Consider the following 20927-nt stretch of genomic DNA (forward strand, 5'->3'; position numbering starts at 1 on the left):
TTGCGAGATCGGCTGGAGCTCACGCAGGCCCAACTCGCTGATCGGCTGGGAGTCTCGTTCGTCACCGTCAACCGGTGGGAGCGCGGCCACGTTCAACCTTCGGATCTCGCCGTCAAGCGCCTAAGAGAACTGGAGTCAGAACTAGGTCCGGCTCACGTTGCCAGTCCAGCTGCTCACCAGAGTTCCACCCCTCCAGTGGTTGACTACCTTGGCGATCCAGATCGCGTCCGGCTTGTCGTGGAGGCCGAACGCCTGTCGTTTGGACACCTCGCAAACCCCGTGTTCGCCATCGAGACGTCGCTGATTCACCCGCTGCCACACCAGCGGCTCGCGGTGTACGAGCACATGCTCATCTTGCCGCGCCTCCGTTTCCTTCTGGCAGACGATGCGGGCGCGGGCAAGACGATCATGGCAGGCCTTTACATTCGGGAGATGCTCGCACGCCGATTGTTAAAGCGAGTCCTGATCGTCGTTCCCGCCGGCCTGGTTGGGAACTGGGAACGAGAACTTCGCCGGCTCTTCAACCTCGGTTTCGGGATCGTACGCGGCTCGGACGCAAAGCGCGAGAATCCGTTTACTGGACAGGCTGGCGATCAGGTCATCTGCAGCCTCGACACGCTCGCCGGCCAGCCCATGTTCAGCCGACTTCAGGACCCGGCCGTTGAACCCTACGACCTCGTCATCTTCGATGAGGCGCACAAACTGTCCTCGTCGAGAGACGCTGATCTGACAATTCATAAGACGGACCGTTACAGGCTCGCTGAAGCGCTTGCGGGTGCGGTATCCGATGACGATCGGTGGACGTTGCACTGGTCGGTGCGGCACCTGCTGCTCCTGACGGCCACCCCTCACATGGGGAAGGACTTTCCCTACTACGCCTTGTGGCGGCTGCTGGAACCCGAAGTGCTCTCGACCTCTGACGCCTTCGCCTTGTTTCCCACAGAGGAACGAGCCAAACGGTTCATTCGGCGAACCAAGGAAGAGATGGTTCGTTACGACGGCACGCCACTCTACACGGAGCGACGGTCCGACACGCTTGGGTTTGATCTGACCCCAGGCGATGTCAGCGAGCAGGCACTCTACGACCGCGTCACCGCATACATGCGTGGGTTCTACAACCGCGCTGGCATCTTGAACAAGTCGGCGGCCCGCCTGGCTCTCAGCGTGTTTCAGCGGAGACTGGCCAGCTCTACGTACGCCGTGCTCAGATCCCTCGAGCGCCGCCTCGAATGCCTCGACGAGATCGTCGCGCAGGTGCGCGAGGGCCGCCTGTCTGTCGAGCAGATCCGTGCGGCGCAACAGAAACTGTCCGGGCTTGAAGACCCGTTTGACACGAGCACCCCCGATGATGAGTCCGCCGATGGGGACCGCGAATCGCATGAGGGTGAGGAAGACAAACTGCTCAGACTCGTGCTCGTCACGTCGATGTCCGATCTTCAGGCGGAGCGACAAGAAGTGCAGAGCCTCATCCACCTTGCTCGCGGCGTCCTGGCGATTGGACACGAGTCGAAGTTTGAGACCCTACGCGAACTGATCCTGGGCGCCGACTTCAAGGACCAAAAGCTCATTGTCTTCACCGAGCACCGTGACACGCTTGCGTGGCTCATTCAGCGCTTCGAGGCGATGGGTTTCACCGATTCGGTCGCCTCCATCCATGGAGGGATGGGCTACCGTGAACGCGACGCCGAAGTCGAACGCTTTCGCAAGCCCGGAGAGGAGGGTGGGGCTCAACTGCTGGTCGCCACTGACGCGGCTGGAGAAGGTATCAACCTGCAGTTCTGCTGGCGCATGGTGAACTACGACGTGCCCTGGAATCCCGCCCGGCTCGAGCAGCGGATGGGGAGGATCCACCGATACGGCCAGGAACACGATGTGGTCATCGTCAACCTCGTCGCCAACCAGACGCGCGAGGGGCAGGTGATTGGGACCCTTCTGCGCAAACTCGAGGCCATTCGTCGCGAGATGCGATCCGACAAGGTGTTCGATGTCGTTGGGCGCCTCTTCGAGAATGTGCCCATCGCCGAGTACATGGCGCTGGCAGCCATCGACGGGGATGCGACACCGGGTGTCTCACGAATTGAAGGAGTGCTCACGCGAGCCCAGGTTGAAGCGATAGACGCGCGCGAACGGACCCTCTTCGGCGAAGGCGGTGACGTCAAGCCACATCTCGCGCGTCTCCGAGCGGTCACCGCGCGCGAGACGCTGCGACGGCTTCTTCCCGGCTACGTGCGTCAGTTCATTAACCATGCGGCGCCCGTGATGGATCTCGGCATCCATGGGGATCTCGAAGGCGTGTTCGCGCTGCGTCCCTTGCGAGCTGGAGCCACCGACAGGATGCTGGAAGCCATGGAATCGTACCCGGCGTCGGTGCGTGGGCGACTGAGCGTCGCGCGACCGGACCCGACGTCTCCCGCGATCTTCCTCCATCCCGGCGAGCCCGTGTTCGAATACCTCCGTCACGCGGTGCTCGGGCGTTGTGCAACCGACGCTGCTCGTGGGGGGGCGTTCGTGGACCCGTGTGCGCGAGAACCGTACCTCCTGTTCGTGGCGGAATGGCAGCTCGTCGAGGCTGGCACCGACGCCGTCTCACTGGCTTCCCAAGCCAGCACACTTCAGACCGAAGTCACTGCGGTGCGGGTGCTTCTGAACGGCTCAGTTGAGACAAGCCCGCTCGAGCAGATTCTGCTGCTACGCGGAGCGGACCGTTTTCCCACCTCAGCCAGCAGATTGGCATCACGATCGGCGGACATGCAGACGCTGGCGGAGGAACACCTACGGACCCATCTGGTGGAACCGGCGGCAGACGGGCGCAAGGACGAGATCCTCCGCACGTTGAGCCAACGTGAGGACCTCCTGGTGTCCGCCTACGACCTGCAGGCTGCTGACCTGGCCCGCCAGCGGGCAAGGCTGACGGAGAAGGTTCAGCACGGCCAGCTTGGTGCAAGGGTCGTACTCGACCGCGTCAAAGAGCAGCAGCGCGCGGCCGAGGGTCGCAAGGCGGCTGCGCTCGCCGAGTTGAGATCCGAACCGGAGCGGGTGAAGGCGGGTCCGTTCAGGATCCTGGCGAAGGCGCTCGTCGTGCCGTCGAGCGTTCCCGAGGATCAGAGGCACTACGACGCCGAGGTCGAGGCGGCCGCCATGGAAGTCGCACGCGCTTGGGAGGAGGCTGCCGGCGCCGTGGTCAAGGACGTTTCGACGCCTCCCCGCGCCAGGGCTCTTGGGCTGGGCGACTACCCGGGGTTTGACCTGCTCGCGATCTACCCAGGCGGTGAACAGCGGGCCATCGAGGTGAAAGGGCGCGCCACGCAAGGCGATGTCGAAGTATCGGAGAACGAATGGGCGCGTGCGTGCAATCTGCGGTCAGGCTACTGGCTGTATGCCGTCTTTGATTGCGCCTCCGCCCGCCCACGACTCGTCCGGGTACAGGATCCCTTTGCCCAGCTGCTGGTGCGCTCGCGCGGTGTCACCATCGACGATGCCGCCATTCTGGCTGTGGGCGAAGTGGCCGACATGTCGGCGTCTGCGTCGAAGGTGTTGCCTGAGACGTTGCGTCCGCTGTTCTGGGACCACGCCTTCGATGCGCTTCGATGGCCCACTGACCGCGATCTCGTCGTCGGCCGTGTGCTCCAGCACGGAGGAGACGACGCCGTTCGATGGATCCGGGACACAGCCGGGGACGCGGCGCTAGCCGACTGGATTCGTCTACGCCAGGGCCGCGGCATCGACCAACGCCAGCTTCGCTTCTGGCAGGCCGTTCTTGGTTTGTCGGCCGCTGAAGTGGATCCGTGGGTTGAGATAGCGCGTGAGAGTGCCTGGGGCGCAAGGAGCCAGCAGTGATCGAGTTCCACGAAGAGATCCTGACCGGAACCCAGCAGGGGATGATCGCCCAGCTCGGGGCGGTCGCTTCAAAATTCGGTTATTACCTGGCCGGTGGTACTGCGATCGCGCTGCACGTCGGTCATCGTCGATCGGAGGACTTCGACTGGTTCGTCCCCACTCCTGGGCCGGTATCGCAGGCCGTTGTCGAGGCAATTGGGACTGGGGGCCTTGCGCTGGAGATCGACGACGTGGCCTCGGGCACGTTGCTGGGACGCATTCAAGGCGTGAAGGCGTCGTTCTTCGACTATCCGTACCCGCTGCTCGACGAGACCCTGGACTGGCCTGCGGCGAACGCCAGGATCGCGTCAGTGCGCGACCTGGCTGCCATGAAGCTGTTGGCGATTGCGCAACGAGGCTCTCGCAAGGACTTCGTCGACATTTACGAACTGCTTCGCCGCGGCGGCGACCTGAAGGTCATGCTGGCGGATTTCCAGGCGAAATTCCGAATGACAGAAACGATCTCCGTCAAGCGCGGCCTCGTGTACTTCGACGACGCGGAGAGAGAACGAATGCCGGAGATGCTGGTGGCGCTCTCGTGGCCCGATCTCAGGAACCGTCTTCTCGCCGAACTTCAGGCCCTGACACGTTTGTAGGCACCGGATTACGTCCTCATGACTGACCGACCCCGGCTAATCGAAGTCGCGTTTCCTCTGGAGCAGACGTCGATTGACTCCGTGCACGAGAAGAGCGTTCGGCACGGGCACATCTCGACGCTGCACATCTGGCCCGCCCGGCGGCCGCTGGCGGCTTGTCGCGCGGCCCTGATCGCCACACTGCTGCCTGACCCGGGTACCTCCGAGAAACGTCGCGAGCTGTGTGAGCGAATCGGTGGCCGCGTCGAGGAAGTGTTGATGCGCAAGCCCGGCCCGGGCGGCGCCTCGGAAGAACGCATTGTCAAGCAAACCACGGGCGGCATCCTTCATTGGGGGCGTGAGACCGAGAACAAGGCCGACCTCGACTTCTTCCGGGAGGAAATCAGGAAGGCCTACGGTGGACGTGCGCCGCGTGTCCTGGACCCCTTCGCCGGCGGCGGGGCCATTCCCCTGGAGGCGATGCGCCTTGGATGCGAAGCCACGGCGATCGATATCAACCCGGTTGCCTGGTTCATCCTGAAGTGCACGCTGGAATATCCACAGAAGCTGGCTGGACAGAAGCGACCACTGCCGGACTTCGTGAGGACCGACCGCGAATTCATGGAGTCGTTCTTCAAGGCTCAGGGCTTGAAGGGCGCCATGCTGCGCACGCAACTCAGGAAGCTCCACCTCGACGACGCCAGCAACGCCAGCGGTTCGGTCCCGGCCAGGAGGACTCGAAGAATCACAAACGACGATCATCCCGTTCTTGAAGGGTTGGAGATCGAAGAACACACACTCGAAGCAGATCTCGCCTGGCACGTTCGGGCCTGGGGTTGGTGGGTACTTCGGGAAGCGCGCCGCGACTTGGCGAAGTACTACCCGGTCTACGCGGACTGGCAGCCGTTGAGAGATGTCGCCGAATGGCGTGAGAAGCACCCAGACGAGTGGCGGCCCCTGACGTTGATCGCCGCGAAAGACGAGGGGACGCCGGACGTTGCATCCATGAACGTGGACCTGACGCCGGAGTTTCTCGAGGACGAACGGAACCCGCGTTGGGTGGCGAAGCCTCCAGTGGCTTACCTGTGGGCCCGAACAGTCACGTGCAAGAACTGCCGCGCCACCATTCCGCTCCTCAAGACGCGCTGGCTCGCCAAGAAAGGCACCAAGCGCGTTCTCCTGACGATGATCCCGAACGAGGACAGGACTGGCGTGGTCTTCGGCGTGGCATCTGGCGTCGCTTCGACGGGGGGCAACAACGCGCAGAAGCGCGAGCACGACCGCAAGTTGGGCCAGGGAACGATGAGTCGCGCAGGGGCGTGGTGTCCGTGCTGCGGAAAGCCCGATACCGTGGCGATGGAGAGCGGCGACCTGAGGGCCGAAGCCTCTGCTGGCCGGATGGGGTCGCTCATGACCGCCGTTGTCGTCGACGGTCCCTCGGGGAAAGAGTATCGACTCCCAACCGAGCATGAGCTCTCAGCAGCGGTGCCGCATGATACCGAAATCGAGAGGATCTTCGCCGAGATCCCATTCGGCATTCCGGACGAGCCCGTCCCGAAAGGAGGCAGTCGGGAGACCGGCGGCTCGCCTTTCACCGTTCATCTCTACGGACAAACCAAATGGCGCGACCTCTTCGGAAAACGCCAACTCCTGGCGCTAGGCTCGTTTGTTCGAGCGAGTCGCGCGATGCAGCGGACAGAACTGTTTGGGATGTGTGGGCCCGAGTGGCAGCAGGCCATCCGCGCGTACATTGCCGTGTGCACTGACAGACTTGCCGACTACAGCAGCGCAGTCTGCAGTTGGCATATCAGTGGGGAGAAACTCAGCCACACCTTTGTTCGGTTTGCCTTACCCATCCTATGGGACTTCACGGAGGTGAATCCAATTGGCGAAACGACAGGGGGATACAGCGGCGCGCTTGAATGGGTCACCCGCTTCATTCCGCACGCGCTCGCGTCAGGTCAGACCGCGCCGGAACCGACGGTTCTCGCTCAGAGCGCCATGAGCTCAGTCGGTGCCGGCTTCGATCTGGTTCTCACCGATCCACCCTACTACGATGCCATTCCGTATTCGGATCTCATGGACTTCTTCTATGTCTGGCTCCGTCGTTCCCTCTGGGGCCTCGCGCCGGACATCGACGCAGTGTTTTCAGGTCAGCTCTCGCCCAAGTGGGACCACGCGACCAACGATGGGGAGTTGATCGACGATCCCAGTCGGCATGGCGGCGACGGAGCCAAGTCGAAGCAGGTCTACGAAGACGGTATGGCGCGAGCGTTTGCGGCGGCCGGGAACGCACTGAACCCCGACGGTCGTCTTGTTGTGGTCTTCGCCAACAAGCAACCCGCTGCGTGGGAAACGCTGGTATCAGCTCTCATCCGAACAGGGTTCACGGTCGTGGGTTCCTGGCCAATCAGGACGGAGATGAGCAACCGGACCAGAGCGCTGTCTTCCGCTGCGCTTGCCTCGTCAGTGTGGCTCGTTTGCCGCAAGCGCCCCGAGGCTGCTCGTCCTGGCTGGGACAACCTCGTGCTCCAGGAAATGCGCCAGAACATCGGACTGAAATTGCGGGAGTTCTGGGACTCGGGCATCAGTGGCCCCGACTTCGTCTGGGCAGCGACGGGCCCCGCGATGGAAGCCTTCAGTAAGCACCCCATCGTCAAGAAGGCCAACGAGCAGGGCGCCGTCATGTCAGTGTCGGAGTTCCTGCGCGCCGTCCGGCGCCTCGTGGTGGAGTTCGTCGTCGGCCGTGTGCTCGGTGAGGCCAGCCACATCGACGCGCACGCTGCGGAGTCGGCGGCCGCGAGCCTGGACGACGTCACGACGTATTACCTCTTGCATCGTCACGACTTCAAAATGGACGATGCCCCCGCAGGTGCATGTATCCTCTACGCCGTGTCCTGCAACCTCTCCGAACACGAACTGGCAGACCGGTACGACATCCTCGCGCGTACCGGCGGAGTTCAACAGGACCAGGACGAGCCAGACGAAGTCGACGATGCCGGAGACGACGAAGCACCTGAAGGCACAGGCAGTACCTTCAAACTCAAGAATTGGAAACATCGCCATGGATCCAATCTCGGCCTCGATCCGGTGGCCGAGCGGGCCCGCACCAGACGCGAACGCGACGAAGAGTTGGGCGGCAGGTTGTTCGACAGCGGTCCGGGACCGACCGCCAACGAATCGACCCGCCCGCGTGTCGTCCCTCTCATCGACATGGTGCACCACCTGATGCACGTGTGGGTCGAGGGCGACGTCACCAAAGTGAACGAGTACGTGGACCGGCAGGGTCTTCGCAGAAGCGAGGTCTTCCGGCAGGTGCTGCAGGCCCTGGTCGAACTGTCGACGGACGGCGGGGAAGAACGCCGGGTCCTGGAGGCCGTTTCGAATCACCTCCAGGCCCGAGGCCAGGCTCCCGAATCGCTCCTGGATCGGCTGGGAGACCAGGAGTAGCTGTACGGAAAGAGGGTGAGGCGATGACGAAGCTGCCGTGGACGCCGTGGCACAAGGTGGTGACACTGCGCGAGGACATCAAGACGGGAGAACTCGCGCTCAACGAGTTCGCGGCGGATCTCTACGACGTAGTGATGAAGCGCGGGACACGGCGCATCTACGAAGATCCGGCCGAGTTTTTTGCGCTGACGTTTCCGACGCTGGCCCTCCGAGAACTGGCCAAGGACGTCGTTCAGCGCCTTGCGGCGAAGAACCAGAAAGCTGTCCGACAACTGGAAACCACCTACGGTGGCGGGAAGACGCATGCGCTGATTACGCTCTTTCACCTGGTCAACGACCCCGCGCGGCTGCCCGACCTCCAAAGCGTGAGGGAGTTCCGCGCGCACGTCGGGATCGACGCGCCCGCCACACAGGTGGCCATGCTTCCCTTCGACAAGTTCGACGTTGAAAAGGGCATCGAGGTCCGAAGCCCCGAAGGCAACGTCCGAATGCTCCGCCAGCCCTGGAGTGCGCTGGCATGGCAGTTGGGGGGGGCGGACGGGCTTCGAATGCTCCACAGGGACAGCAAGGACGAAGAACGCACGTCGCCGCCGGCCGAGAACACGCTTGCCGACCTGCTCAAGATGCCGCTCACCCGCGGCAAGTCCACACTGCTCCTGATTGACGAAGTGCTGATGTTCGCCCGCGTGGCGGTGGACGTTGACGGAGGCTGGCGCGAACGGTTGAAGAACTTCTTCCAGTACCTTACCCAGGCGGCTACCAAGGTCGACCGGTGCTGCATCGTTGCCTCTTTGCTGGCCACCGATCCGGACCGCAGCGACTCGGTGGGAAAGGAAATCACCGGCGAGCTGTACGACATCTTCAGGCGCGAGCGCGAGGCAGGTGTCGAGCCTGTCGGGAAGAAGGACGTCGCCGAGGTGCTGCGACGCAGGTTCTTCACTCCCGAGTCTCTCGAGAACCCAGCCAAGTTCCGTTCGCACGTGATCAACGCGCTCAAGGGCGTTATTGATCTCGACGACGAGACAAAGAAGTCTCAGAAGGACGCTGAAGAGCGGTTTCTGGCGAGCTACCCGTTCCATCCGGACCTGACGGAGGTTCTCTACAGCAAGTGGACACAACTCCAGGGTTTCCAGCGAACCCGTGGTGTGCTCCGCACCTTCGCGCAGGCGCTCCGGGACGCCGAACGGTGGGGTGACTGGTCGCCGCTGGTCGGTCCGAGCGTGTTCCTCGGACCAGCCGATGGTGACGTCGTTTCCCAGGCTGCGCGTGAGTTGACGCAGGTCGCGACTGTCGAAGTCTACGAAGGCAAGCGCCAGGAATGGACCGCCATCCTCGCCGGTGAGCTCGACAAGGCGCAGCGGGTCCAGACCGACTACACCAGCCTCAAACACCGGGAAGTCGAACAGGCCGTCATTGCCACCTTCCTGCACTCCCAGCCGTCCGGACAAAAGGCCCAGTTGCGAGAACTTCTCGTTCTTGTCGGTACGACGCGTCCCGACAAGATCGAACTCCGCAAGGCGCTGTGCGGATGGTTCGATACGTCATGGTTCCTTGATGAGACGGTATCTGCCGGTGGTGTCGACGATGCCGGGCTGAAGCCGCCTCCATCGGTGTGGCGGCTGGGCTCGACGCCAAACCTGAAGCAGATGCACGCGGATGCGAAGACCCGCGTGTCAGAGGAACTTGCAGAAGACCGCCTGCTTGAGGAGATCCGAAGGACCAAGAGCCTGACCGCTACCGCAACTCAGGCTGGCGCTCGTGTCCACAACCTCCCGGAGAAGCCGGCCCTGGTCGAAGACGACGGGCAGTTCCGCTTTGTCGTGTTGGGCCCCGCAGCTGCATCTGAATCGGGGAAGCCCAGCCCGGAGGCGCGGCGGTTTATTCAGGAAACCACGGCGTCCGATCGTCCCCGCAAGGAACGCAACGCGATCGTTCTGGCGGTGCCATCTCGCGACGGCATCATGGCAGCCCGCACAGCCGTGCGAGACCACCTGGCGTGGCTAGGTGTCGGGGACACACTGACAAGCGGAGGCCACAAACTCGACGCCATCCGCCATCAAAACCTCTTGTCCTACACCGCAGCGGCCCTCGGTCGGGTGACGGACACCATCCAGCAGGCGTATTGCATCGTCGTCACGGTCAGTGAGAACGACGAGATTCAGGCGTTCAAACTACAGCCACCGAGCGGCCCGCTGTTCAGTGCGATCAAAGCTGACAATCGCTCGCGAATCGAGGAAACGGCGATCAGTGCTGATGCGTTGCTTCCTGGCGGGCCCTATCAGTTGTGGCGCGAAGGCGAGGACTCGCGTTGGGCCAAGGACCTGATTGGGGCATTCGCACGTTTTCCACACCTGCCAAAGATGTTGCGGCGCGATGCGATCGTCGAGACCATTGCCCATGGATGTTCCGAGGGCTTCTATGTCGCGCGCCTGCTGCGCCCGGACAAGTCTCTGCGGACGTGGTGGCGCCAGACGATTGAGGCAGACGCGCTGGAGGATCCACGGCTGGAACTGGTGCTGCCGGACAAGGCCGAACTCGCGGGCATCTCGGCGGACTTGGTGTGTCCTGGTGCGATTGACGACTTGTGGCCCGTTGGTGTGTCGGCTCCCGTAACCGTCGGAACCGTGCGGCAGTTCTTTGACGGCCGGCATACGATGCGCGTGTCGCGTGGAGGATATGACGAACCGGTGCCGGTTCCGAAAGCCGATTCCACGGTGGTGGATGAGGCAATTCGTTCGTCGGTCGGTGACGGGCGATTGTGGCTCAGCAACGGGCCAGCCAGCCTGTTCGAAGAGGATGTGCCCATTGGGTTGGTCACCGACTCGGCAGAACTCCGGCGACCGCCGGCGCCGTTGTCTCCCTTGTCGCTTCTCCCCGAACAGCTGCCCGAGGCGTGGCGAGACGGCTGTATCGACGGCTGGTCGTTGACGGCCGCGCTTTCCGATGAGACCGGGCCCGCACTGCCATGGAAGACGGTGGCTGCCGCGCTCGACTCCGCGTTCCGTGCGGGGCTGCTCGAACGAACCCCGGACTCCGGACCCTGGCCATGTGATTACGCGGGTGCGAAATCGCTCAAGGTCTCGATGGTCAGGCGGTCGCCCCAGTCGAGAGAATCCGTCAAACAAGAGCCCGAAGTGGTGTCGCTACGGGCGGATCAACTGCAAGATCTTGTTGACGTTTTGCCGGAGTTGCTCAAGGTAACAGCCGGGCACGAACTCCGCTTCAGAGTTACCGTGGAGATCAGCGGTAAGAAGGTACCAGACGCCGTCGTCACGAGCGCCGTAAACGCGATGCTGGACAAGATCGAACCGGGACTCAAGACTCGCTAGAAGCCCGAATGCGTCCGAGCGCAACCGGGACGCCATCCTGATCGTGACGGCTCGTGACAGTGTGTCCCGACCCCCTGGCGCCCTTGGCTACCGGACGACCGGAGTCGGCGGTCTCGTCAATCCCAGGTTCTTGTACACCATGTCGAGGTACTGCTCGATCGCCCTGGCCTCTGCCGGGTTGCTCGCCGTCGCCGCGCACGGCAGGCCGTAGACTTCCCGGCCGGCCTCACCCTTGCTGACGCGACTCTCGTAGTTGTTGTTCAGCCTCGCCACCGCGTTGAACAGCTGATCCTGTTTGGCGTTCTGAGCGCACTGCGATTCCACCAGCAGCTCAAACCATCGAAGGAGCTTCGAGCGCTGAGGCAACTTGGCTTCAACGTCAGGGCATGGTACCAGAACCGCCATCGCCGGGGAGCGCCGGGCGGTGACACCCCGGCGACGGTTGTCCCAATCGTGCAAACCGGGAACCAGGCAGGCGTCACTCGATTCAGCATCTGATCCCCGCCGTTGGCACAAGGAGCGTCTGACATGATCACTCGACCCTCGCGACGAAGCGCACTGAAGTTGCTGGCGGCCGGCGGTCTGGCAACGGCGGCGGCTGCTCGCGCGACTGGAGCAGGACCCGTGCTGCATCCGCAGACACCCGCCTCCGCGCCGGACTCGCCCGCGCAGGCGGCGGACCGCGCCCGCCGCATCAAATGGTGGCACGACGCGCGCTTCGGGATGTTCATCCACTGGGGCGTGTACAGCGTTATTGGACGCCACGAATGGGTGATGGAAAACGAGGCGATTCCGGTTGCCGAGTATGAGCAGTTCGCCAGACGATTCCAGCCGAAGCCAAACGCGGCGCGCGACTGGGCGAAGCTCGCCCGCCGGGCCGGCCAGAAGTATATGGTGATGACGACGAAGCACCACGAAGGCTTTTGCCTCTTCGACACCCAGACGACCAGCTACTGCGCGCCCAAACAGGGACCTGGCCGCGATCTCGTGCGCGAGTACGTGGATGCCGCGCGGGCCGAAGGACTGCGCGTCGGGTTCTACTACTCGCTCATGGATTGGCATCACCCGGATGGCGCGCGCTGCGCGACCGATGAGGCCGCGCGGCGACTTGCTCAGTTCAGGGACCAGCGACTCCACCCGGCTCAAGGCGCAACGACCGGTGAGTCCCGTGCCGATCGGAATGCGGTGGCCGATGATGCCTTCTGGGTAATCGGTGACCGCTCGAATGACGAGGTCCGTCCCTTCCTTCAGCAGGATTGCGCAGGTGGAGTACTTGAGCGACTCCTTGATGGCCTGCACGGTGAGATTCAACAGCCGGTCCACATCGTGCTCGGCGTTGATCTGCAACCCAATCTGGAGGATCAGGTCGATATCGTGTTGCAGGACGTGGGCGTGTCGCGGTCCGTTGTCATCCATGAAACACCCGCAGTCTTCGCGGCGAGGGCGCAAGTCGGCAGTGGAGTGAGGACCATATTGCACGACTCCGGGTCATCCAGAGACGACGTGTTGGGTCGGCGACGGGAAAGGAGGTCCGCCCTCGCCCCTCAGGCTTCGGCGTGACATCGGTCGCGCGTCGCCAGTTCGCGAGGTTGTTGGTGGAGGAGTCCTTCGACTCGCTTCGGCCCTCGAGAGCCTCGGGCCGCGCTGAGTTCATCGAAGGGCGCTTGCTCCCCTCGATCTGGCCGACAACCGCCGGCGAACCAGCGTCAGCGTTCACCCAGCGGCGTCCGAGATGACCAAGCCCGATTAGAAATGTACGACTTGCACGGTGTAGGTGACTGAGGTGCTGTCAGGAATATTGCCGGAATCGTACACCTGCACGCAGAAGTTGCCTGCGACCGCCGTGCCGCTCAACGCCACGAGTCCGGCCTTCGAGTTGTCGTTTTTCGCGATCAACGTGCAGGTGGTGCCATCCCATGTGCCGATGCCGACGCCAATCGATAGGGTCGCGAGCGGGCCCACGGCGGTCAGACCAATAGTCATGGCGCCCGTGACCGTGGCAGCGAACGGGTAGGTATCAACGCCCGTTTGCGCGAGTGTGCCGGAATAGGTTTCCGTCGTGCTGACGGGCGTGGGCGCCGTCAAAGTGGCGGCGGTTGTCAAAGCGGCGGCGGTTGTCCCTCCGCCGCAAGCCGCGGAAAGCACGGATACAGCCATCGTGAGTATGCCCACGACGAACGCGCGCGCAGCAAAGCGTGTCATGTTGCTCTCTCCAAGCGAACAATTGTTCAGAGTCGAGCGTCCGGGCTGCAAGAACCACGCCGCGGGCTCAGGCGTGTTTGGTGTGACCGAAGGGGCTTGCTGTGTGGCACGCCGGTGGCATCGCCATGACACATTGGTTCTTCCAGGCTGTGGTTCGTCACAGTGGGAGGACAGGAGCGTCTCCGGGAGGTGACAAGGAGAACCCTGCCGATTGGCCCGGATGCGGAGTCCCCACGCGTCTCCACGACGCGCGTGCGCGTCACGCCATTGAATCGGCTTGAAGATCGGAGACAGCGTGTGAGCTGGTGCATTCCTTGCAGGTTTGGCGAGGCCTCCCGCCGTTCAGGGTTCGGACGCGGTGTGCCTTGACAAACACTGTGCGCGGATCGCTCCTGGCGGCGATCGACGTGTCGTCGGACGTGCGCTTGAGGCCCCCGCAGGCGTGGTTGCGGTGCGGAAGGTGAGGCCGTCCAAATCTGCGATCGAGGGAATGATTGGCATGTGGACCAAAGTAATGCTGAGCGTTGCGGTGGCGCTGACATTCGCCAGCGAGGCAGTGGCGCAGTGCCGAGTGGAGGGTGTGGTGCGGAGTCTTACCGGCGCGCCAGTGGCCGGAGCCATGGTTGTGCTCGACCCGCCGATCCGAAAGACCTCCACGGACGCAGAAGGCCGCTACGGATTCGATGATGTGAAGGCGGGCAGCCGCGTCAAAGTCACGGCGTTGCAGGGCGGACGTGAAATGGCCTGGGCGTTCTCGCTCGTGTCCCGCTGGGTCGAGCAGATTGATCTCCAGGAGAGGCCTCTGCCTCCCGTACTGAGCGCGGTCTCATTCAACGACGTCCGAGGCATCGTGCGTACGATTGATGGCCGGCCGCTCGCCGCAGTCAGTATCACGGTCGACGAACCGAAATTGAGCGTCATGACAGATGCAGCGGGTCGATATGTCTTGACGGGCATGCCGTCCGGCGTTCCCCTTGTGGTTCACGCCGGTACCACGGGCTTCAAGACGGCCACACAGGAAGTGGTGGTGCCGGCTGCGCGGGTGTTCGATGTTGATTTCAGCCTCACAGAGGCCTCGGCAACGCCGTCCGAGTCCGGGTCCGCAGGAAAGTCGAATCTCGACACCTTCGGAGAATCCGATGGCAGAACCCTCCGTCCCGAGCAGGTGAAGGGTCTGCCCAGCCTCGTTGAGAAGGACGTCTTCCGCGCCGTGCAGTTGCTGCCGGGCGTGGCGGGAACGCAAGAAGCCTCAACCGACCTCATGGTTCGCGGGAGCACGTCCGACCAGACGCTCATCACCTACGACGGCATCACGCTCTACAACGTCGATCATCTGTTCGGCTTCTACAGCGCCGTGAACATGGAAGGCATCCAGGCAGCGGACTTCACGAAGAGCAATGTCACCGCCGGCGACGGCGGTCGGCTGTCAGGAACCCTTCGCCTGACGGGCCAGTCGAAGGCCGCGGCCGGGCCGACTGGATTCGTGGACATGAGTATGCTCGGTCTGGGAGGCCTTGTCAGTGTGCCGCTCGGCGACCGTGCGTCCCTCCTTCTGGCAGCCCGACGATCCAATCCGAGTTCGCTCTACGACAATGTCCTCGATTTGATGGACATCGGCGGCAAACAAGCGGCCCGTGGTCGCCCGGTCGCATGGAGCGGCGGGATTCTCCGAGCCCCGTCGGAGTCCCAGTTCCACGACTTCAACGGCAAGTTCGAACTGAAAGCCAGCAGCACGGACCGCCTGTCAGTCAGCGTGTACGACGCCATGAGCGTTCTCGATCGTTCCCGGGATCTGCCGGTGGATAGCTCGACCATCACCGCCCTGGCGAACGAGGGAATGGCGCTGCCGTCCACCGCCGTCTCACAGAGCGCTGATGTGCAGGACTGGACGTCGCGCGGCGTCGGCGGCAGTTGGGCTCACCAGTGGTCGTCTTCTACGACGACAACGCTCACCGTCGGCCGCTCGGAGTACTCGGACCATCGAGATCGGGCGTCCATGGTGACGGATCCCTCCACCGGCGAGGACTTTTCGATGGCGGTCCGTCGAGGCGGGAACAACGCGTCGACTGACGCCACCCAGATTCGCGACACCACCGTGCGACTCGATTCGTCGATCGCTCTCGGATTCGCGCACGCGCTGTCGCTCGGCGGGGAGATGACGGCGCTCGACATCGGCTATGCCGCCACGCGGGAAGCCATCACCGGGAGGCGTCCGGACGGGGGGTACGATGAGCAACTCGGTCCCCTGCTCGACCGGTCTGGCACCGGCCGACTGACGACGGTTTTCGCACAGGATGGCTGGCGTCCGAGTGCGCGGTTCATGTTGTCGCCAGGTGTGCGCGTGACGCATTACGACGTCACGGGATCATCGTATGTCGAGCCTCGGCTCAGCTTCAGCTACCAGGCGACGTCCCTGGCACGAGTGAAAGGCGGGTGGGGGATTGACCACCAGTTCGCCAATCGTGTGACGCACGAGGATCTGGTGCAAGGCGACAGTGCTTTCTGGACGCTGGCCGACGGAACCACGGTGCCCGTGGAGCGTTCCCGACAGATCTTTGGCGGCGGCAGTCTCGAGACGTCGACCTTCCTCATGGACGTTCAGGTGTACTACAAGGCGCTCGACGACCTGGCGATCTTCGCCCCTCGATTGATGGCCGGGGCGCCTCTCGACGATGGCGCAAACGCGATGCACCTGGGGTCGGGAACGTCGCGGGGGATGGAAGTGCTCCTCCAGCAGAAATCGAGTTCGAACAACGCCTGGATCAGCTACACCCTCAGCAAGGCCGAGTACGCATTTCCGACGCTCGAGGCCAACGTGTTCCCTGGGTCTCAGGATCAGACGCATGAAGTCAAGGTCGCGGACATCGCGCGCATCGGCGCGCGATGGACCGTGGGCGCGACGTGGGTGTATTCCTCCGGGCGGCCGACCACACCAGTCAGTGGGGTTGGGCAGGCGTGGTGGCCGAGCGGGCTGGTGGTCTACCAGCCCGCCTTCGGCGCGAAGAACTCAGAGCGGTTGCCGGCGTATCACCGGCTTGACCTCTCGACACAGCGCGAATTCCGAATGGCCGGCGTCAAGAGTACACTTGGCGTGTCCGTGCTCAACGTCTACAACCGAAGCAACGTCTGGTTCCGCGACTACCAGGGGCTGGGCAGCACGTCGATCGTCAACGACGTGACGCTGATGGGCCGGACAGTCAACTTCTTCGCAAAGATCGGTTTCTGATCGGCTTGCCGGGGCAAGTGCCCAAACCAATTCCTCACGCCTCGTTGACGAGCGCACCGCAGTTCGACCGCGAGCGCGCCGAGCCGCGTTGTTCGATTCTCGACGGTACCCCGTCGCAAAGGCCCACGCGCAAGTCCCTTGACGAACGTCCCAAGGACGAACTGAACTGGGATCGGTGGTAGGATTCGCCGTGCCAATCAGAGGAGTCCTGGAGGCCGCAAAAAAGGTAGACGTGTGACCGCGTTGTGGATGGCCTACCTCTTCGTCCTGCCGTTTCACCGCATCTGGTCGCTGCCGTGGCTGGGCACGAAGCTCCAGCCGCCTGAAATCCTGTTCCTGGCACTGGCTACCGCGGCCGCCGTGCGGTGGTGGCGGGGGCAGGCGCGCTGGCAGCCCGTGCCGAGTGACGCCGCCGCGGTGGCTTGGCTCATCGCCAATGTGGTTGCCGTCGTGACGCCCACCGGCCGCCTGCGTTTCACCGATGCGGGGGCGCTCAGCGAAGCGCTCGGCGCCGTGTCGCTGGTCGGCCTGTACGCCGCCGTCCGACTCACGGCGACGCCACAACTGGTAAGCCGAGTTGGCGAATGGTATGGGAGGTCGGCAGCCGTGGCTGCGGTGCTCGGCCTCATCGGAGTGGTTCTGGCGTGGTGTGGCGCGCCGACCCGGCTGGCGACGATCGTGTGGACGCTCGTCCCGTACCTGCAGCACGCCCCGCGTGCGCAGGCCTTCACGGCAGGTCCCCAGATGCTCGCCAGCATCCTCCTGCTGGCGGTACCGCTGTTCATCGGCAACCGGCTGAACCACGGATGGCGTCGACGCGACACGGCCGTGATCCTGTTGATCATCCTCGGGCTCGCCGCCACCCTGTCGAAGACGGCGCTCTGCGCGGTGGCGGCGGTGGCCGTGATGTGGGCCTCGGGTCGACGCCCGGGCGCAGCCGATCGCGGCGCCCGGGCTCGACGGCGCATGTGGCTGGCAGGCGCCGTGTCGCTGGTCGTGGCTGTCGTCTTCACGGCGGGCTCGCACCTGATGCTGGTGCGCGGAGCCGAGGTGGAGCGGTGGCGCGTTGGACAGGTTGTCGGCGGCCGGCCGGTCGCGTCGTTCGAGTGGTCTGGAGAGTCGTGGCTGCTGATGCCCACGACCTACGCCTACAACAAGCAGGCGAGCCTGATCGCGATTGAAGAGGCCTGGCCCGCGGGCGTGGGCCCGGGTCAGCAGCCCGCCTTCGCGGCGCGTCTGCAGCGCGAGGGGCGATTCCCCACGTCGATGTGGATCACGTTCCCGCACTCCACCTACCTGGGGCCGGTGGCGGAGCTTGGCGCGCCTGGACTGCTGGCGCTCGCGCTGCTGTTGGTGACGGGGGGCCTCGCCATCAGACGGCTGCTCAGGTCGCCGCAGCTCCCGCGATGGGAGGCCGCTGCCTACGCGGGAGCAGGGGCCGCCTTGCTCATTGAGGCGATCTCGACCGACCTGCTCAACTGCCGTCACTACTGGTGGTTCTTCGCGATCATGGCGGCGCGTGTGGCGGAGGTGAGCCGGGTCGACCGCGTCGCACCACGCAGCGCCGTCTCTGATGTCGAGCCGCCCCATGACCTGCAGACAGGCGTATGATTCTAGGAGCGTTCCGGAGGCCAGTGGGGCTTTTGCAGGGCGCGGATCAAAGGAGACAGACCATGCGTGTTCGTTTCGGATTCCTCATTCTTGTTCTGGGTCTTGCCGTGACGGTGGGCGGATGTGCCACGCCCCCGACCGCGGACATCGAAGCAGCGAAGACCGCAATCACCAACGCCGGCACGGCGGGCGCGGGTGAATACGCCGCCGCGTCGTTCACGGCCGCCCAGGATGCCCAGGCCGCGCTCGACGCCGAGTTGAAGGCCCAGGAAGGCAAATCGTTCAAGTCTTTCGACAAGGCCAAGGCACTTGCGGTCGCCGCAAAGGCCGCAGGTGAGAAGGCCACGACGGACGCCGCCGCCGGAAAAGAAAAGGCCAAGGCGGATGCCACCCTGGCGATCGCTGACGCCAAGACCGCGCTCACCGAGGCCCAGGCCCTGCTCGACAAGGCGCCGAAGGGGAAGGGCTCGGCCGCTGACATCGCCGCCATGAAGACCGATCTGACCACCGCGGCGACCACGATCTCCGAGGCCAAGGCGGCCCTCGGCAACGTGAAATACCTCGACGCCAAGGTCAAGGCGGAGTCGGCCAAGAACGCGGCCACGACGGTCAAGACGGCCGTCGAGGCAGCCATGGCGGCCAAGAAGAAGTAGCACTCACCTGAAGGGACCCGGTGCAGAGGCGTGATTCTCCGCCTCTCCCGGGGTTCCTGATTCCCGCAGGACAGCAACGACGTGCGGAGAGAGCCCCATGCGACGCGGTGACCGCCACATGTGGCGCAGGCTGGCCGTGGCGGTTGTCGGCGTACTGCTCCTGGGAGGGGCGTACCTCGCCGTGCGAACCGTGGCCTCGCGCCGGGAGACGGTAATGCAGACGGCGGCGGACGCCGCGCGTGCCGCCGTACGGTCCGCCCGCGCCGAGGATGCCATGCGCTGGGCCCCCGACGAGCTGGCGGCCGCCGAGCTGGCGTCACGTGACGCGCTCACCAGCCAAAGGGTTGAGCAAGTGCGCGCCTGGCCGATACCCGACGCGGCACCGGTGGTCGACGCCTGGTTTGCCGCCGAACGCGCAGCACACGCAGCAGCGACATCGGCGCGCAGCCGCCGCACCGAGGCGGCCCGCTCCGCGAGCACGCAGATTGAAGAGGCCCGCGCGGCTTTGTCGGCCAGCGAACTGGTGGCGGCGACGATTCACCTTGGGCCCGGGCGATGGCTGCTGGCCACGGCGCGAACAGTGCTCGATGAGGCACGTGCCTACCAGCGTGCGGGCGCGCTCGAGACCGCAGCGGCGCGCGCGCGGGATGCGGCATCGCTGGCCGAGAGGGTGCGCGACCACGCCGCCGCTGTCGCGGCGCGGTATGCCGACGCCGAGACCGTCGCCCGATGGCAGCGCTGGAAGAGCGAGACCATCGCCTGGTCGCGGCGCGAGGGGCGCGCGGCCATCGTGGTCGTGAAAGACGCGCACCTGATGACGCTCTTCGTGCATGGCGAGCTTGTGAAAAGCTATACCGTCGAGCTCGGCTTCAACTGGATCGCCGACAAGCTCCAGGAAGGGGACGGCGCCACGCCCGAGGGACGGTACCGCGTCGTGGCGCGCATGGACCACCTGGCCTCCGACTACTACAAGGCGTTGCTCATCGACTATCCCAACGCCGAGGATCGTGCGGAGTTCGGCCGTGCGCACCGCCGCGGCGAGATCCCGGCGTCGGCCCGGATCGGCGGGCTCATCGAAATCCATGGCGGAGGCGGCCGCCAGTACGACTGGACCAATGGCTGCGTGAGCGTGACCAACCCGGACATCGACAACCTGTTCGGCCGCGTGAGCGTGGGCACACCCGTGACCATCGTTGGGAGCGACACCTATGGACCCATTGCCGAGTTTGCCAACCAGCACCGGCGCGACGCCACCAACCGCAGGCCCTGAGCCCGGTCCGGTCGCCGCGCCTCCGGTGGCCGGTTTGATCACGCGGGCGCTGCGCCGCCTCGTCCAGGTCCGATTCGACCGGCGCGCGGTGGTCGCGGTAGCGATATCCGCGCTGTTCGTCGGCATCGCGTGGGCCGGCACCGGCTACCGCTACCAGCCATTCATCGACGGGCCTGCGACAATTTCGGGCAAGGTCCCGACCGGCGATGGGGAACTGAAGCCACTTGCCGCGCGCCTGGATCGGCGGTTTCGCGAACTCACCGCGCGACTGAAAACCACCGCCCCTCGAGGTGTCTACATCGTCATCGACCAGACCCAAAACCGGCTCTACCTGAAACGCGATGACGACACGCTGCTCGAGGCGAGGTGCTCGGCCGGATCGGGGATGGTGCTGAAGGAGACAGGCGGCAAGAAGCGCGAATGGGTGTTCGACTCGCCCCGCGGCCGGTTCGAGGTCCTGGCGATGTGGCGCAATCCGGTGTGGGCGAAGCCCGACTGGGCCTTCATCGAAGAGGGCCAGCCGATCCCGATCAACCCGGCGGACCGGCTCGAGTCGGGATCGCTCGGCGAGTACGCCCTGTATTTCGGCAACGGCTTTATGATCCACGGCACGCTCTACGAGCGCCTGCTGGGCCGGGCCGTGTCGCACGGCTGCGTCCGCGTCGGACGTGACGACCTGCGGAAGGTCTGGGCGAATGCGCGGCTCGGCACGCGCATCTACATCTACTGACACGT

General features: G+C 64.4%; 11 protein-coding genes and 1 pseudogene. 10 read left to right on the forward strand and 2 right to left on the reverse strand.

From position 1 onward, the window contains the following. The first annotated feature begins 195 nt into the window (after positions 1-195). The 4 genes from NT151_06730 to NT151_06745 are packed head-to-tail and all read left to right on the forward strand — an operon-like array spanning position 196 to position 11230. On the forward strand, positions 196-3837 hold the full coding sequence (locus NT151_06730; protein ID MCX6538610.1) for a helicase-related protein: 3642 nt from the start codon (positions 196-198) through the stop codon (positions 3835-3837). Further along, entirely contained in the window at positions 3834-4472 is a 639-nt protein-coding gene (locus NT151_06735) for a nucleotidyl transferase AbiEii/AbiGii toxin family protein (protein MCX6538611.1), read from the forward strand. The genes NT151_06730 and NT151_06735 overlap by 4 nt, the downstream gene beginning before the upstream one ends. Positions 4473-4490: 18 nt before the next feature. Continuing rightward, positions 4491-7901 carry a DUF1156 domain-containing protein gene (locus tag NT151_06740; protein MCX6538612.1) on the forward strand — a complete coding sequence of 1137 codons (3411 nt, stop codon included), beginning with the start codon at positions 4491-4493 and terminating at the stop codon, positions 7899-7901. Positions 7902-7924: 23 nt separating this feature from the next. Continuing rightward, positions 7925-11230: a DUF499 domain-containing protein gene (locus tag NT151_06745; GenBank protein ID MCX6538613.1), complete on the forward strand. Its 3306-nt coding sequence runs from the start codon at positions 7925-7927 to the stop codon at positions 11228-11230. 87 nt (positions 11231-11317) lie between these two features. Here the strand turns inward: NT151_06745 and NT151_06750 are convergent, their stop codons facing one another. Then, positions 11318-11554 carry a hypothetical protein gene (locus tag NT151_06750; protein MCX6538614.1) on the reverse strand — a complete coding sequence of 79 codons (237 nt, stop codon included), beginning with the start codon at positions 11552-11554 and terminating at the stop codon, positions 11318-11320. Positions 11555-11758: 204 nt separating this feature from the next. Here NT151_06750 and NT151_06755 point away from each other — a divergent pair. After that, positions 11759-12337, forward strand: a pseudogene (locus NT151_06755) (alpha-L-fucosidase). Positions 12338-12976: 639 nt separating this feature from the next. On the opposite strand, the gene NT151_06760 reads toward NT151_06755, so the two are convergent. Further along, positions 12977-13432, reverse strand: coding sequence for a hypothetical protein (locus tag NT151_06760; protein ID MCX6538615.1), 456 nt, complete (start codon positions 13430-13432; stop codon positions 12977-12979). 499 nt (positions 13433-13931) lie between these two features. On the opposite strand from NT151_06760, the gene NT151_06765 reads away from it, so the two are divergent. The 5 genes from NT151_06765 to NT151_06785 all read left to right on the forward strand — a co-directional run bounded on the left by NT151_06765 (position 13932) and on the right by NT151_06785 (position 20922). Then, a complete protein-coding gene (locus NT151_06765) occupies positions 13932-16658 on the forward strand; it encodes a TonB-dependent receptor (GenBank protein ID MCX6538616.1) in 2727 nt (908 codons plus the stop codon). 234 nt (positions 16659-16892) lie between these two features. Next, positions 16893-18269: an O-antigen ligase family protein gene (locus NT151_06770; protein ID MCX6538617.1), complete on the forward strand. Its 1377-nt coding sequence runs from the start codon at positions 16893-16895 to the stop codon at positions 18267-18269. A gap of 62 nt (positions 18270-18331) precedes the next feature. Then, entirely contained in the window at positions 18332-18922 is a 591-nt protein-coding gene (locus NT151_06775) for a hypothetical protein (GenBank protein MCX6538618.1), read from the forward strand. A 97-nt stretch (positions 18923-19019) separates the two neighbouring features. Beyond that, the gene (locus NT151_06780; GenBank protein MCX6538619.1) at positions 19020-20192 is read left to right on the forward strand and encodes a L,D-transpeptidase family protein; all 1173 of its coding nucleotides are present in this window, start codon (positions 19020-19022) and stop codon (positions 20190-20192) included. Then, positions 20131-20922 carry a L,D-transpeptidase gene (locus NT151_06785; GenBank protein ID MCX6538620.1) on the forward strand — a complete coding sequence of 264 codons (792 nt, stop codon included), beginning with the start codon at positions 20131-20133 and terminating at the stop codon, positions 20920-20922. The genes NT151_06780 and NT151_06785 overlap by 62 nt, the downstream gene beginning before the upstream one ends. The last annotated feature ends 5 nt before the right edge of the window (positions 20923-20927 follow it).

It is taken from the genome of Acidobacteriota bacterium, from assembly GCA_026393675.1.
GTDB lineage: Bacteria > Acidobacteriota > Vicinamibacteria > Vicinamibacterales > JAKQTR01 > JBAXOX01.

Excerpts from the sequence above, each read along its gene's own strand:
- NT151_06775 (MCX6538618.1), top strand. The coding sequence starts at position 18,332 with ATGCGTGTTCGTTTCGGATTCCTCATTCTTGTTCTGGGTCTTGCCGTG.
- NT151_06745 (MCX6538613.1), top strand. The coding sequence starts at position 7,925 with ATGACGAAGCTGCCGTGGACGCCGTGGCACAAGGTGGTGACACTGCGC.
- NT151_06780 (MCX6538619.1), top strand. The coding sequence starts at position 19,020 with ATGCGACGCGGTGACCGCCACATGTGGCGCAGGCTGGCCGTGGCGGTT.
- NT151_06785 (MCX6538620.1), top strand. The coding sequence starts at position 20,131 with ATGGACCCATTGCCGAGTTTGCCAACCAGCACCGGCGCGACGCCACCA.
- NT151_06760 (MCX6538615.1), bottom strand. The coding sequence starts at position 13,432 with ATGACACGCTTTGCTGCGCGCGCGTTCGTCGTGGGCATACTCACGATG.
- NT151_06765 (MCX6538616.1), top strand. The coding sequence starts at position 13,932 with ATGTGGACCAAAGTAATGCTGAGCGTTGCGGTGGCGCTGACATTCGCC.
- NT151_06740 (MCX6538612.1), top strand. The coding sequence starts at position 4,491 with ATGACTGACCGACCCCGGCTAATCGAAGTCGCGTTTCCTCTGGAGCAG.